Source organism: Curtobacterium sp. RIT-PI-V (assembly GCF_025642935.1).
In the GTDB taxonomy this organism is placed as follows: Bacteria; Actinomycetota; Actinomycetes; order Actinomycetales; family Microbacteriaceae; genus Curtobacterium.
This window is the reverse complement of the sequence record NZ_JANZKM010000014.1, coordinates 36,211-49,034: the sequence shown is the minus strand read 5'-3', so window position 1 is coordinate 49,034 and position 12,824 is coordinate 36,211. Positions and strand designations below refer to the sequence as shown.

Sequence of the window (12,824 nt, the reverse complement as noted above, 5' to 3'; positions counted from 1 at the left end):
GCATGCCGGGTGACGACGATCGGACTGCGCCGGATGGCGCCCCGCGACCCCGCCGAGGGACACCGTGCCGCGAGCCCCCTGGAACTGCTGTTCGACCTGGTGTTCGTCGTCGCGGTGGGCTTCGCCGCCACCAACCTGCACGAGATCGAGGCCGAGGGACACGTCAGCACTGCGGTGGTGGCGTACGCCATGGTGTTCTTCGCCATCTGGTGGGCGTGGCTGAACTTCAGCTGGTTCGCGACCTCGTTCGACACCGACGACTGGCTCTACCGCGTCACGACGTTCGTGCAGATGGCCGGCGTCCTCGTGCTCGCCGCCGGGGTGCACGCCGCCATGACCGAAGGCGACTTCACGGTGCCGGTGATCGGCTACGTCGTGATGCGCCTGGCGATGGTGGCGCAGTGGCTCCGCGTCGCCGTGTCGTCCCCGCGGTACCGCCGCACCGCACTCCGGTACGCCGTGGGCATCGTCGTCGTGCAGGTGCTCTGGGTCGGCATGCTCGCGCTGCCGCAGGGATCGACGGCGTGGGCGTTCCCCGTCCTCGTCCTGCTCGAGGTCCTCGTCCCGCCGATCGCCGAGAGCACGGGCGAGACGACGCCGTGGCACACGCACCACATCACCGAGCGGTACGCGCTGTTCACCCTCATCGTGCTGGGCGAGGGACTCGTCGCCTCGGCGAACGCGGTCATCGACGGCATCGCCGAGGCCGACCACCTGGCGTCGCTGCTCGTCCTGGCCGCCGCCGGGCTCGTCATCGTCGCCGGACTGTGGTGGATCTACTTCTCGCGCGAGCAGCACGACCACATCCGGAACCTGCCGAGCGCGCTCGTGTTCGGCTACGGCCACTACTTCGTCTTCGCCGCTGCGGGTGCGCTGCCGGCCGGGATCGAGGTCGCGGTCAGCGCGGACGCCGGTGAGGCCGACCTGTCGCACGCCACGGTGGCTGCGACCGTGGCCGTCCCGGTCGCGCTGTTCGTGCTCGCGATCTGGGCGCTCGCACTCCGGCCGTCGCTGTCCGCCGGGTGGAACGCGATCGTCGTCGTGCTCGCCGTCGCGATCCTCGCGACGATCGCGGTGTCCGACGTCTCCCTCGTCGCGACCGCGCTGCTCCTCGCCGCGATCGTCGTGGTGCTCGAGGTCGCCGAGCGACGACCAGGGACGCGCCGCGTGCGCTGAGGACGCGACCGCGTGTCGGACGGGAGGCCCGTGGCGGCGCCGCCACGGGCCTCCCGTCCGTCAGCGAGCCGGGGTCACCCCACCCGCGCGACCCGCACGTCGACCCGCGTGAGCGCCAGGCCGTGTGCCGACGCCGTCGTCAGGGCGACGTCGTGCACGGCGCGGGCGACCTCGGGCGCGGGGCGGTGTCCGTCGGTGCCGATGACGACCCGCAGGACGCCGTCGTCGACCACGATGCGTGCGGGGGACGTGCTGGACGCCATGCCGCGGACGGCGCTGACCGTGCTGGCCACGGTCGGGCGGGCACGGTAGAGGTCGGTGACGCCGGGGACGTCGACCACGGCCTGTTCGACCGCAGCGAGGGTGTCGTCTGTGGTGCTCATCGGGACCCCTCCGTGTCGGTGTCGTCGGTGTCGTCGTCGTCGGCAGCGTCGGTGTCGCGCTGCGGTTCGAGCAGGTCGCGGACCACCACGTCGATCGAGTCGACGACCAGGTCGGTCTGCTCGGCGAGCGCCTGGGCGACCCCGGTGCGGACCAGGTCCGCCGTCGCGACGATCGACGGGCCGGACATGATCGCGACCTCGACGACCACGCGGATCGGTGCGGCGAGTTCGGTGACGTCGCCGTCGAGACTGCACCGGGCGACCAGGACGCCGGGAACACCGTCGCCGGTCCGGCGGATGAGCGACCGGATCGCTCCCTCGGTCATCACCGGGCGCTCCGACTCGGACAGCGCGCGGAGCGGGACGTCGCGTCCGGAGCGGGACTCCAGCGAGATGTTGGCGAGCACACCGCCGATCCACGACTCGTCGGCCGGGGCTTCGTCGCGGGCGGCAGCTTCGAGGGACCCGAGCGACGCGTGTCGCACCCGCAGGATCGCCGCGAGGGCGTTCTGGCACGCGGGTGAGCCGTCGATGCTGGGGTCCGGCGGCTGCATGCCGGCGTCCAGGTAGTCGGCGAGCTCGTCGATGGAGTGGCCGTCGAGGTCGTCGAGTTCGAGTGCGTCGAGGTCGCTCATCGCCATCCCTCCATGAGTCGGATCATGTTCTTCCTCGCTCGGGACAGGAGTCCGCGGACCGTCGAGGGGGGCAGGTCGAGTTCGGCGGCGATGTCGTCGTAGCTGTACTCGAGCACCTCCTTCATGATCCAGCAGCGTCGTTGGGCTTCGGGCAGTTCGGCGAGCGCTGTCTCCGCCGCTTCCTCGCGCGAGCGGGCCTCGGCGACCCGGTCGGGTGCGTCGTCGGCGGGTGCGGCGACCTCGAGTTCGGTGACGTCGTCGTGGAACCGTCGGGCCCGGATGCGGTCCAGGCACTTCCGGCTGAGGATCCGCATCAGCCAGGACTTCACCTTGGCGTGGTCTTCGAGACGGTCCAGGCGGTCCCACGCGGTGATGAAGGTCTCCTGCACGACGTCGTCGAGTTCGTCGGTCGATCCCAGGGTCCGACGGGCGTAGGCGCGCAGGAGCGGTGTGTAGCGGCGGATCAGGACCTCGAAGGCCCGGACGTCGCCATCGGACGACCGGCCGGCGAGGACCGCGTCGTCGAGCTCGGCGAGGGACTGGTGGTGCACGCTTTCCTTCTACTGGTGGTGGATGGTGATCCGCTGGACGCGCTTCCGGACGGGGACGACGCGCAGCGGACCGACCGGTCGGGAGCTGAGCGAACGGATCCGGACCTGCGCCAACCCGTGCGTCGGTGCGTGCCTGCCGTGCGACGTCAGGCGGACGGCAACGATGTCGTCGTCGAGCATGGAGACTCCTCGGTCGGACCACCGGACGTGGTCACTCACCGGTGTGACGCACCGAACCGGCGGTTCGTCACACGCGCCGACGGACTTGCGCCAGAGTTGTGGCATGTCGCTCGTCACCGCCGTCTGCCGCGTCGACCGCCTGCTGCCCGACTCCGGCACGATCGGCGTCACCGCCATCGACAAGCGTCCGGTCGACGGGAAGGTCCGGGTCCGACCGCTCGGGCTGTACGCCGACGTCCAGGCCGACCGGAAGCACCACGGTGGCGAGGACCAGGCCGTGTACGCCTACGCCGACGAGGACGCCGCCTACTTCGCCGCGGCGCTGGAGCGCGAGATCCCGCCGGGCCTCTTCGGCGAGAACCTGCGGACCACGGGCGTCGACGTCACCGGGGCCGTGACGGGCGAGCGGTGGCGCATCGGCGAGACGTTGGAGCTCGAGGTGACGATCCCGCGGATCCCGTGCGGCACGTTCGCGCGCCGGATGGGCGTCGACAAGTGGGTCCGGCGGTTCACCGAGGAAGGCCGTCCGGGCGCGTACCTGCGGGTCGTGAAGTCCGGCCCGGTGGCAGCAGGTAACCCGGTCGTCGTGACGTACCGGCCGGAGCACGGGGTGACGATCGGCGAGGTCTTCGCGGGGCTCACCCCAGAGCGGGCCCGTGCCGTGCTCGAGTCCGGGGAGCGACTCGCACCGAAGGTCGTCCGGGACGTCTCGAAGGTGCTCGCCCGGTCTTCGGCAACCGCCAGCTCCTGATCAGTCGCCTCGCGTCGGGTCGAGGGGCCGCTTCGCTCGGGGCAACCCGGCGACGACCAGGTCGTAGGCGTTCGCGACGAGGTCCTCGACCAGGGTCTCGTCGATGCCGTCACCGGGAGCGAGCGTGATCCAGTGCCGCTTGTTCATGTGCCACCCCGGTGTGATCTCGGCGTGGTCGCGGACGAGCGCTGCCCCGTGCGGCGGCGCGCACTTCAGGTTGACGATCGGCACACCCCGGAGCTCACTCGTCATCACGAACATCTTGTCGACGACCTTGTAGACGACGGCGCCCTCGCCGAAGGGCTCGGTCTCGAACACCGCGGGCAGGCCCATCGCGGTGCGACTCGCGATCTCGTGCAACTGCGCGCCGTCCATGCCCCCAGCATGCCCCAGACGCCCGACACCACGGCTCGCGGACCGGACCTGTTCGGGGGCATGTCATGAGTGTCGTTCACATCGTAGGATCAGCTCGCCGCGTACCCGACGCGGCGGTCGCTCCCGCGATCACCCACTCGTTCCAGGGGGAACCCGTGCGCATCATCCGTACCCTCGGCATCGCCGCCGCCACCGCAGTCCTCGCCACCACCGTCGTCGTCGGTGGGGCCTCCACCGCGCAGGCCGCCCCGAAGACCTACGCCAACTGCACCGCGGTGCACAAGGTGTACTCGGGCGGCATCGCGAAGAAGTCCGTCACGAAGAACAAGGTGGTCTCCGGCGGCAAGACCACGACCCGTGCGCTCAAGGGCACGGTGAAGAAGGACGACGCCCTGTACAAGGCGAACGCGAAGCTCGACCGCGACAAGGACGGCATCGCCTGCGAGAAGAGCTGAGCGGAGGCTGCGGGATGGCGGCGTTCCGCGCGGACGCCGACGTCTCAGCAAGCCGCCGCACGCAGCAGCGGCGCGCACCCGTCAGAGCGTCGGGACGCCCTCGTGCCCGGACCTCGGGCGGGCGGTCCCGGCGACCCCGGTGACCACCGATCCTGCAGGGACGTCCTTCGTCACCACGGTGTTCGCACCCACGACGGAGTCCTGCCCGATGCTGATCGCCCCGATCAGGGACGATCCCGCGCCGAGCACGACGCGGTCGCCGACCACCGGGTGCCGTCGGGCTCCTGGGCCGTGGTCGCCGCCGCGCCCGCCGAGGGTCACCCCGTGGAACAGCACGACGTCGTCCCCGATCACCGCGGTCTCCCCGATCACGACGCCCATGCCGTGGTCGATGAAGAACCGACGGCCGATGCGGGCGCCGGGGTGGATCTCGATGCCCGTCACCGACCGTGCTGCCTGGCCGATGACGCGTGCGACGAACCGCGACCCGGGCAGGCCCCTGGCCAGCCAGAGCCGGTGCGTCACGCGGTAGGTCCAGATGGCGTGCAGCCCGGAGTAGACGATCGCGTTCTCGAGGTCACCACGGGCGGCGGGGTCGCCGCGGCGTGCTGCGGCCAGGTCCTCCCGGACCGTCTGCAGCACGCCTCGTCGGACGGGACGACTCACGCAGTGAGTCCCTCGAAGAGCACCGTCGACAGGTAGCGCTCCCCGGTGTCGCAGACGATCGCGACGATGCGCTTGCCGGCGTTCTCGGGTCGTGCGGCGATCTCGAGCGCGGCGTGGATGATCGCGCCGGACGAGATGCCGGCGAGGATGCCCTCGTCGGTCGCGAGCGCCCGCGCCACACGCAGGGCGTCGTCGAGCTCGACGTCGAACACCTCGTCGATGACGGACTGGTCGAGGACCTCGGGGATGAAGTTCGCGCCGATGCCCGCGATCTTGTGCGGTCCGGCCTTGCCCTCGGTCAGGAGCGGGGAGTCCTTCGGCTCGACCGCGACGATCTGCACGCCGGGCACGCGCTCCTTGAGCACCTGGCCGACACCCGTGATCGTGCCACCGGTCCCGACGCCGGCGACGAACACGTCGACGTGCTCCTCGGTGTCGCGCAGGATCTCCTCAGCGGTGGTCTTCCGGTGGATCGCGGCGTTGGCGGCGGTCTCGAACTGGTGGGCGAGGATCGCTCCGGGCGTCTCGTCGACGATCGCAGCTGCTCGTTCGACCGCGCCCTTCATGCCCTCGGGACCCGGGGTGAGCACGATCTCGGCACCGTAGGCGCGCATCACCGCACGCCGCTCGACGCTCATCGTCTCCGGCATCGTGATGATGACCTTGTACCCGCGGGCCGCTCCGACGAGCGCGAGGGCGATGCCGGTGTTGCCCGACGACCCCTCGACGATGGTGCCGCCCGGCTGCAGGTCGCCGGACTGCTCGGCCGCGTCGATGATCGCGACGCCGAGGCGGTCCTTCACGCTGGCGCCGGGGTTGTAGAACTCGAGCTTGGCCAGCACCTCGGCACCGCCCGCCTTCGGCAGCCGGTTCAGCTTGACGAGCGGGGTGTTGCCGAACGCCTGGGAGATGTTGTCGTAGATCGTGCCGCTCATCCGGTCCGTCCTCATCGGGTCAGGTCGCGCATCGCTCTTCCTGGAGGCGCGGTGTGCGCCCGATCCTAGCGACCGGACCCCAGGTGGTCCTGTCCACGGCCGTGCTGTCGCTGGGCACGCCAAGCCGGTGCCGCAGTACCCCACCTACGGTTGAGCGTCCTCTGCTGGCCGCAGCGCCCGCCGGAGTTGCTCCTCCGAAGGCAGGGCTCGCTGGATCTCCGCAGGCAGGAGCTCGTACGACGAGACGCCGACGGGCGCGCTCGAGGCGCCGAGCGAGTACCGGACGACCGCATCGTTCTTGCCCGCGACGAGCAACAAGCCGACCGTCGCCGCGTGAGTGTTGCGACGCAGCCTGTCGTCGACGAGGGTGACGTAGAACGAGAGCTGCCCGATGTTGTCCGGCCGGAACTCCCCGGTCTTGAGCTCAACGACCACGTACCGGAGCTGCTCGACGTGGAAGAAGAGCAGATCGACGAAGAAGTCGTTGCCATCGACGTCGAAGTGCACCTGTCGCCCGACGAATGCGAAGCCCGTGCCGAGCTCACGGAGCGTGTCAGCGATCCGGTCCACCATCGCTGACTCGAGGGCACGTTCGTCACGATCACCGTCGACCGCCAGGAAGTCAAGGATGTACGGGTCGCGTGTGACCTGCTGTGCGAGGCCGTCTCCGTTCGAGTCGAGCAAGCGGCTGAAGTTCGTGGGGGCCGCCGCATGGCGCTCTGCGACCCGGCACTTGATGTTGTGCCGGAGGACGTTCCGCGACCACGATCCCTGCACGGCGGACCGGGCGTACCAGGCGCGGGATTCCTCGTCCGGTACCGCGAGGAGCTGCGTGATGTGGCCCCAGGGCAATCGGTCAACAGCCTGTTGACTAATTGATGTTTCCTCAGGCCAGGCCGCCGCGAACTGCCGCATGTACTTGAGGTTCGTCGCCGACAGCCCCTTCATCGACGGGAACTCGCTTCGCAGATCGTCGGCGAGCCGGTTCAGGACACCGCTCCCCCACTGCCCGCTCTTCGACCGCTCGAGCAGGACCGTGCCGATCGACCAGTACAGGTGCACCAGTTGCGCATTCGCTGCCAACTGCACGCGATGCCGCGTCGCGGTCACCTGTTCGCGGATCACTCGGAAGGTGCGTTCGTACTCGGCTGGGAGCGTCGATCCAACAGTCATCCGCCGATCGTGCGGGCTGGTGGCTCGCGTCGTCCACGAATCGGTGTGGACGTCACGTGTGAGGGCACGGACAGGGTCAGCGCACGAACGCCGTCCGCGCGAACCGCTCGTCGGTCGCCTCGAGCACCCGCAGCACGTTGCCCCCGGCGAGCGCCCGCAACTCGTCCCCACCCCACCCGCGCCGCTGCAGCTCGGCGGCGAGCACCGGGTACCGCGACACGTCGCCGAGGTCCGGCGGCAGCACCGGGGTGCCGTCGTAGTCCCCGCCGAGGCCGATGTGCGCCGCGCCGGCGAGGTCGCGGGCGTGCTCGACGTGGTCCGCCACGTCCGACACCGTCACGAGCGGCGGCTCCCCCACCGACCCGGCGTCCTCCCAGTCCGCCCAGTCGCGTGAGACGAACTTCGGCACGAACGTGATCATCACGATGCCGCCGTTGTCCGTCAGCCGGGCGAGCACGTCGTCCGGCACGTTCCGCGGGTGGTCGTCGACCGCGACGGTGGACGAGTGGCTGAAGACGACGGGCTGCGTGGCGACGTCGAGGGTGTCCCGCATGGTCGCCGGCGCGGTGTGCGACAGGTCGACGAGCATGCCGATCCGCTCCATCTCGGCCACCACCTGGCGGCCGCGGTCGGTCAGCCCGCCGTGCGGACGCGAGCCCGTCGCCGAGTCGGCCCAGGGGGTGTCGTCGTTGTGCGTGAGCGTCATGTAGCGCACGCCGAGTCGGGCGAAGTCGCGGAGCACCGCCAGGTCGTCGCCGATGGAGTGCCCGCCCTCGGCGCCGAGCAGCGACGCGATCCGGCCGGACTCGACCGCCGCCCGGACCTCGGTCGCCGTCCGGGCCAGTGCGAGCGACTCCGGGTACCGCTCGATGATCCGGTGCGCCAGGTCGATCTGCTGCAGCGTCGTCCGCACGGGGTCCGGTTCGTCGACGGGCACGAAGACCGACCAGAACTGGCCGACGACACCACCGGCGCGGAGCTTCGGCAGGTCGGTGTGCAGCGAGTCGACCTCGGTGTCGATGCCCTCGACCCCGGAGTCGTGGGTCTCGCGGCGCTCCCACGGCAGGTCGTTGTGGCCGTCGATGACCGGGAACGGGATCGCGTCGAACGTCATGCCCCCGACGCTACCGCGCACGTCCCCGTGGCTAGGCTCTGTGCGTGGACCCCGTCACCCTCCGGACCGATCGCCTGGTGCTCTCCGTGCCGGTGCCCGCCGACACCGAGGACGTCATCGCCTACGCGAACGACCCGGACGTCATCGCGTTCATCGCGATGCCCGAGCCGTACGGGCACGCCGAGGCGCACCGGTGGCTCACCGCGGTGGTGCAGGACGGCTGGGCGACGGACACCCGCTACGAGTTCGGCATCCGTCGCGCCGGTGACCCGCGCCTGCTCGGCACGGTCGGGCTCTTCGGCATCGACGGTGGCGGTGCCGAGATCGGGTACGCGACGCACCCGGACGCCCGTGGTCAGGGCCTGGTGACCGAAGCGGCCGAGCGGGTGCTGCAGTGGGCGTTCGCACCGGCTCCGCAGGGACTCGGACTCGTCCGGGTGCAGTGGCGGGCGAAGGCCGAGAACACCGGCTCGATCGCGGTGGCCCGGCGACTGGGCATGCGGTACGAAGGCCGACGGCGCTCGGCGGTCCTGCACCACGGCGTCCGGCACGACGAACTGCTCGCCGCGGTGCTCGTCGACGACGACCGCTCGGCCGGGACGGACTGGCCCGCGTCGTGACGGTGACGTTCCGAGTGGTGACCGAGCTCGCGACACCGCCCGAGCGCGCGTTCGCGCTGTCGCTCGACATCGGCGCGCACGAGCGGTCGATGGCTGCGACCGACGAACGCGCCGTCGCCGGTACGACGTCCGGCACGATCGGCCTGGGCGAGTCGGTCACGTGGCGCGCACGGCACTTCGGGATCGTCTGGCGGATGACGAGTCGGATCACTGCTCTGGAGGCTCCCCACCGGTTCGTCGACGAACAGGTGCGTGGGCCGTTCGCCCGCTTCCACCACGAGCACCGGTTCGAGCCGTCGGCCGGCGGCACGCGCATGGTCGACACCATCACGTTCCGCGCACCGTTCGGCCCGCTCGGTCGTCTGGCCGAGGTCGTCGCCCTCGAGCGCTACCTGCCGCGGCTCATCCGGCAGCGCAACGCGTCGCTCGCCACCGAGCTGCACGCCGACGGTCGCGACGGCCCCGACGGTCAGGGCGCCGCGAGCTCCCCCAGCGCGTCGTAGGCACTCGCCACCGCGTCGACCCGCGCGCGGCCGGCCGGCCCCGAGGCTTCGTACACGTCGTTCGCGATGGCCGCGACGACCGCGAACAGGGCCGCCATCGAGTCGAACGCCGCCGGCGAGTCGACCGGGCACAGGATCGCGGTGTTCGCCGGTGCCGCGATGACGGCTGCGGTCGGGTCGCCCAGCACGACGACGTCGGCGCCGGTCGACACGCAGTGCCGCACGATCCGGTCGACCCCGGCGGTGTGCCGACGCACGGTCACCAGGACGACGAGGTCACGGCGGTCGAGGTCGGCGACCTCTTCGCCGAGCCGCTGCCCCGGTGCCGGACCGACCCGGACGTCGGATCGGACCTGGGCGAGCTGCGCGCGGAGCTGCAGCGCCACCGGGTAGGCGCCACGCTCCCCGAACACGAGCACGCGACGGGCGCGGACGATGCGGCGCGCGAGTCGCGGTCGATCGGCACGGGCCAGCGAGGCGAAGGCCGCGTCGAGGTTGCGGGCCTCGACGGCGCGCTGGTCGACGTGGGCGGCGTCCTCCGCCACCCACGGCAGGCCGGAGCCGCGTGCGGACATCAGGTTCTGCCGGACCTCGGCCGCGTCCTGGAACCCGAGCGACCGGACGAGCCGGGACACCGTGGCCTTCGACGTGCCCGACTCGGCTGCGAGTTCGGCCGAGGTGCCGACGAGCAGGAGTTCCGGGTCGTGCCGGACCATCGCGGCGACGCGTCGTTCGGCGGGCGAGAGCTGCTCCCAGACGGAGTCGATGCGGGCGCGGACGTCCGGTCCGGCGGTGCTCATGCCCGGGCCACCCGCTCCACCGCGACGGCGAGCGCGTCGAGCCCGAGCGCGATGTCGGGCGTCGAGACGAACTCGTCCGGGTGGTGGCTGATGCCGTCCGGGTTGCGCAGGAACAGCATCGCGACGTCGGTGACGAGCCCGAGCGACATGGCGTCGTGGCCAGCTCGCGAGAACAGCTCCATCGGCGCGGTCTCGCCCGTCGACTCGATGCCGGCGCGGAGGGCGTCCATCAGCCGCGGCGCGCAGAACACCGCCGGCGCGCGGTGCACCTCGGTCGGCGTGACGCTGACTCCGCGTCGTTCCCCGATCAACGCGAACGCCTTCGTGAGCTCGTCCCAGACCGCGTCGCGGCCGTCGTCGAACTCGCCGCGCAGGTCCACCGAGAACCGCGCGAGCCCGGGGACCACGTTCACCGCGCCCGGTTCGACGGTCATCGTGCCGACGGTGCCGACGTGGTGCGACGCCCGGCAGATCCGTTCGACGGCGAGGGCGGCCTCGGCCGCGGCGAGCAGCGCGTCGTGGCGACGCTCGTAGGGTGTTCCGCCGGCGTGCCGGGCCTCGCCGACGGCCTCGACCGAGAAGCGTCGGGCGCTCGCGATGCTCGTGACGACGCCGAGCGCCTGACCGGCCTGCTCGAGGTACGGGCCCTGTTCGATGTGCGCCTCGAGGTACCCGGCGAGCGTCGTCGGGTCGACCGCCGCATCACCCACCCGGGCCGGGTCGAGCCCGAACCGGGTGAAGGCCTCGCGCAGGGTGACGCCGTCGCCGTCCGCCAGGTCCCACCAGGACTCGTCCCACACCCCGGCGACGGCGGACGACCCGAGCAGGGCCTTGCCGAACCGGGTCCCCTCTTCGTCGGAGAACGCGATGACCTCGAGCGCGACGGGCAACGGTCCCGCGGCCGTCAGTCGCGCAGCGGTGCGGACGGCCATCAGGACCCCGACGATCCCGTCGTAGCGGCCGGCGTCCACCACGGTGTCGAGGTGCGAGCCGAGCAGCAGCACGGGGGCGTCGGGCGTCGCGCCGTCGACCCGTCCGTGCAGGTTGCCGGCGGCGTCCTGCCAGGTGGTGAGTCCGGCGTCCTGCATCCACCCGGCGACGATCCCGTTGACGCGGGCGTGCTCGGGCGACAGGTACACGCGGGTGATCCGACCGGTCTCCTCGGTGACCAGGGCCAGCTCGTCGCACCAGCGCGCCACGAGCTCGGCATCGGCGGTGCCCAGGGCGGTGGCGGTCACGACCGGGGCCGCGCTCACGCCGGCACCCCGACCGGCGCACCGGAGAAGACGTCGAGGGCCGCGTCGACCCCACCGCCGTGCGGGACGGCGTGCCCCGCCCGGCGGAGCGCGTGCTCGAGGGCGGCGAGGGTCGTCACGACGGTGTCCTTGCGGGCGTTGTAGCCCATGGTGCCGATGCGCCAGACCTTGCCGTGGAGCGGTCCGAACGAGGTGCCGATCTCGATGCCGTGGTCGTCGAGCATCGAACCACGGACCTGGTCGCCGACGACGTCGGACGGGATCTCCACCGCGACGACGTTGTGCATCTTGTGCGCGACGTCGCCGAACACCCCGAGCCCGAGCGCCTGCACGCCCTGCAGCATCGCGCGCCCCGCGAGCTCGTGGCGTGCGATCGCCTGCTCGCGCCCTTCGTCGAGCAGGATGCGGGCGCACTCGTTGGCGGCGTAGAGCATCGACGCGGCCTCGGTGTGGTGGTTCAGCCGCCGCGGACCCCAGTAGTCCAGGATCATCGCGAGGTCGAGGTAGTTCGAGCGGATCGGCTCGTCGGCGACGTCGTCACCGGGTTCGCGGATGCCCGCCTCGACGCTGCGGCGCTCGTCGAGCACGGCGGTCGCACGCGGCGAGACGGTGACCGGCGCACTGCCCGACGGCCCGCCGAGGCACTTCTGCAGGCCGGCGCTGACCGCGTCGATGCCCCAGGCGTCGACCTCGAGCGGGTTGCCGCCGACGGTCGCCGTGGCGTCGGTGTAGAACAGCACGCCGTGCCGCTCGCAGATCGCGCCGAGTTCGTCGAGCGGCTGGTTCATCGTGGTGGAGGTGTCGCCCTGCACGATCGCCAACACCTTCGGCCGGACACGGACGATGGCGTCCTCGATCGCGGACGGCGTGAAGACCTGACCCCACGCGGTCTCGATGGTGTGGACCTCGGCCCCGGCACGGCCCGCGATCTCGGCGAGCAGGTGTCCGAACCGGCCGAACACCGGCACGAGCACGCGGTCACCCGGTGCGAGGAGCGACACGAGCACCGCCTCGATCCCGGCGCGCGAGGTGCCGTCGACGAGCACGGTGGCGTCGTTCGTGGTGCCGAACACACCGCGGTAGAGCTCCTGGGTGTCGTTCATGGCGGAGGTCATCCACGGGTCGTACTGCCCGACGAGCGGGGTCGACAGGGCGCGGAGCACACGCGGGTCGGCGGTGATCGGGCCGGGGCCCATGAGGAGGCGGGCTGGCGGGTTCACGGGGTGCATGGTTGGTCCTTCCGTTCCGATC

Annotated in this window: 17 protein-coding genes; 5 read left to right on the top strand and 12 right to left on the bottom strand. The window is 71.5% G+C overall.

All coding sequences use genetic code 11. The features are described from left to right. The first annotated feature begins 9 nt into the window (after positions 1 to 9). Complete coding sequence (locus OGL88_RS10300; RefSeq protein WP_263091291.1) at positions 10 to 1,176, top strand: low temperature requirement protein A; 1,167 nt, start codon at positions 10 to 12, stop codon at positions 1,174 to 1,176. Between the two features lie 74 nt (positions 1,177 to 1,250). Here OGL88_RS10300 and OGL88_RS10295 read toward each other — a convergent pair whose 3' ends face one another. The 4 genes from OGL88_RS10295 to OGL88_RS10280 are packed head-to-tail and all read right to left on the bottom strand — an operon-like array spanning position 1,251 to position 2,925. After that, on the bottom strand, positions 1,251 to 1,559 hold the full coding sequence (locus OGL88_RS10295) for a hypothetical protein (RefSeq protein ID WP_263091290.1): 309 nt from the start codon (positions 1,557 to 1,559) through the stop codon (positions 1,251 to 1,253). Beyond that, the gene (locus OGL88_RS10290) at positions 1,556 to 2,194 is read right to left on the bottom strand and encodes a hypothetical protein (RefSeq protein ID WP_263091289.1); all 639 of its coding nucleotides are present in this window, start codon (positions 2,192 to 2,194) and stop codon (positions 1,556 to 1,558) included. The genes OGL88_RS10295 and OGL88_RS10290 overlap by 4 nt, the downstream gene beginning before the upstream one ends. Beyond that, on the bottom strand, positions 2,191 to 2,745 hold the full coding sequence (locus tag OGL88_RS10285; RefSeq protein WP_111084365.1) for an RNA polymerase sigma factor: 555 nt from the start codon (positions 2,743 to 2,745) through the stop codon (positions 2,191 to 2,193). The genes OGL88_RS10290 and OGL88_RS10285 overlap by 4 nt, the downstream gene beginning before the upstream one ends. 9 nt (positions 2,746 to 2,754) lie before the next feature. Next, on the bottom strand, positions 2,755 to 2,925 hold the full coding sequence (locus tag OGL88_RS10280) for a hypothetical protein (protein ID WP_263091288.1): 171 nt from the start codon (positions 2,923 to 2,925) through the stop codon (positions 2,755 to 2,757). 103 nt (positions 2,926 to 3,028) lie between these two features. Between OGL88_RS10280 and OGL88_RS10275 the strand changes: the two genes are divergently transcribed. Beyond that, positions 3,029 to 3,676, top strand: coding sequence for an MOSC domain-containing protein (locus tag OGL88_RS10275; protein WP_263091287.1), 648 nt, complete (start codon positions 3,029 to 3,031; stop codon positions 3,674 to 3,676). Here the strand turns inward: OGL88_RS10275 and OGL88_RS10270 are convergent, their stop codons facing one another. Further along, positions 3,677 to 4,051 (bottom strand): MmcQ/YjbR family DNA-binding protein, encoded by a 375-nt coding sequence (locus OGL88_RS10270; protein ID WP_132100013.1) that lies wholly within the window; start codon positions 4,049 to 4,051, stop codon positions 3,677 to 3,679. 155 nt (positions 4,052 to 4,206) lie between these two features. Here OGL88_RS10270 and OGL88_RS10265 point away from each other — a divergent pair, with 155 nt between their 5' ends. Continuing rightward, positions 4,207 to 4,506: an excalibur calcium-binding domain-containing protein gene (locus OGL88_RS10265; protein ID WP_235035941.1), complete on the top strand. Its 300-nt coding sequence runs from the start codon at positions 4,207 to 4,209 to the stop codon at positions 4,504 to 4,506. Between the two features lie 81 nt (positions 4,507 to 4,587). Here the strand turns inward: OGL88_RS10265 and epsC are convergent, their stop codons facing one another. The 4 genes from epsC to OGL88_RS10245 form a co-directional block, all read right to left on the bottom strand. Next, complete coding sequence (epsC, locus tag OGL88_RS10260) at positions 4,588 to 5,172, bottom strand: serine O-acetyltransferase EpsC (protein ID WP_263091286.1); 585 nt, start codon at positions 5,170 to 5,172, stop codon at positions 4,588 to 4,590. Then, positions 5,169 to 6,107, bottom strand: a complete 939-nt coding sequence (gene cysK / locus OGL88_RS10255; protein ID WP_111084370.1) for a cysteine synthase A — start codon at positions 6,105 to 6,107, stop codon at positions 5,169 to 5,171. The genes epsC and cysK overlap by 4 nt, the downstream gene beginning before the upstream one ends. 144 nt (positions 6,108 to 6,251) lie before the next feature. Further along, a complete protein-coding gene (locus tag OGL88_RS10250) occupies positions 6,252 to 7,280 on the bottom strand; it encodes a PDDEXK nuclease domain-containing protein (RefSeq protein ID WP_263091285.1) in 1,029 nt (342 codons plus the stop codon). A 76-nt stretch (positions 7,281 to 7,356) separates the two neighbouring features. Then, positions 7,357 to 8,394: a dipeptidase gene (locus OGL88_RS10245; protein ID WP_263091284.1), complete on the bottom strand. Its 1,038-nt coding sequence runs from the start codon at positions 8,392 to 8,394 to the stop codon at positions 7,357 to 7,359. 44 nt (positions 8,395 to 8,438) lie between these two features. On the opposite strand from OGL88_RS10245, the gene OGL88_RS10240 reads away from it, so the two are divergent. Both OGL88_RS10240 and OGL88_RS10235 read left to right on the top strand, forming a co-directional pair. After that, positions 8,439 to 9,014 carry a GNAT family N-acetyltransferase gene (locus tag OGL88_RS10240; RefSeq protein ID WP_263091283.1) on the top strand — a complete coding sequence of 192 codons (576 nt, stop codon included), beginning with the start codon at positions 8,439 to 8,441 and terminating at the stop codon, positions 9,012 to 9,014. Continuing rightward, the gene (locus OGL88_RS10235; RefSeq protein WP_263091282.1) at positions 9,011 to 9,517 is read left to right on the top strand and encodes an SRPBCC family protein; all 507 of its coding nucleotides are present in this window, start codon (positions 9,011 to 9,013) and stop codon (positions 9,515 to 9,517) included. Before OGL88_RS10240 ends, OGL88_RS10235 begins: the two co-directional genes overlap by 4 nt. Here OGL88_RS10235 and OGL88_RS10230 read toward each other — a convergent pair. The 3 genes from OGL88_RS10230 to OGL88_RS10220 are packed head-to-tail and all read right to left on the bottom strand — an operon-like array spanning position 9,484 to position 12,802. Further along, complete coding sequence (locus tag OGL88_RS10230) at positions 9,484 to 10,317, bottom strand: MurR/RpiR family transcriptional regulator (protein WP_111084374.1); 834 nt, start codon at positions 10,315 to 10,317, stop codon at positions 9,484 to 9,486. The two genes, OGL88_RS10235 and OGL88_RS10230, sit on opposite strands and share 34 nt — an antisense overlap. Further along, positions 10,314 to 11,573: an allantoate amidohydrolase gene (locus OGL88_RS10225; protein ID WP_263091281.1), complete on the bottom strand. Its 1,260-nt coding sequence runs from the start codon at positions 11,571 to 11,573 to the stop codon at positions 10,314 to 10,316. Before OGL88_RS10225 ends, OGL88_RS10230 begins: the two co-directional genes overlap by 4 nt. Further along, entirely contained in the window at positions 11,570 to 12,802 is a 1,233-nt protein-coding gene (locus OGL88_RS10220) for a pyridoxal-phosphate-dependent aminotransferase family protein (RefSeq protein ID WP_263091280.1), read from the bottom strand. Before OGL88_RS10220 ends, OGL88_RS10225 begins: the two co-directional genes overlap by 4 nt. Between the last annotated feature and the right edge of the window lie 22 nt (positions 12,803 to 12,824).

Excerpts from the sequence above, each read along its gene's own strand:
- OGL88_RS10270 (WP_132100013.1), bottom strand. The coding sequence starts at position 4,051 with ATGGACGGCGCGCAGTTGCACGAGATCGCGAGTCGCACCGCGATGGGC.
- OGL88_RS10230 (WP_111084374.1), bottom strand. The coding sequence starts at position 10,317 with ATGAGCACCGCCGGACCGGACGTCCGCGCCCGCATCGACTCCGTCTGG.
- OGL88_RS10275 (WP_263091287.1), top strand. The coding sequence starts at position 3,029 with ATGTCGCTCGTCACCGCCGTCTGCCGCGTCGACCGCCTGCTGCCCGAC.
- OGL88_RS10220 (WP_263091280.1), bottom strand. The coding sequence starts at position 12,802 with ATGCACCCCGTGAACCCGCCAGCCCGCCTCCTCATGGGCCCCGGCCCG.
- OGL88_RS10290 (WP_263091289.1), bottom strand. The coding sequence starts at position 2,194 with ATGAGCGACCTCGACGCACTCGAACTCGACGACCTCGACGGCCACTCC.
- OGL88_RS10295 (WP_263091290.1), bottom strand. The coding sequence starts at position 1,559 with ATGAGCACCACAGACGACACCCTCGCTGCGGTCGAACAGGCCGTGGTC.
- OGL88_RS10280 (WP_263091288.1), bottom strand. The coding sequence starts at position 2,925 with ATGCTCGACGACGACATCGTTGCCGTCCGCCTGACGTCGCACGGCAGG.
- cysK (WP_111084370.1), bottom strand. The coding sequence starts at position 6,107 with ATGAGCGGCACGATCTACGACAACATCTCCCAGGCGTTCGGCAACACC.
- OGL88_RS10245 (WP_263091284.1), bottom strand. The coding sequence starts at position 8,394 with ATGACGTTCGACGCGATCCCGTTCCCGGTCATCGACGGCCACAACGAC.
- OGL88_RS10250 (WP_263091285.1), bottom strand. The coding sequence starts at position 7,280 with ATGACTGTTGGATCGACGCTCCCAGCCGAGTACGAACGCACCTTCCGA.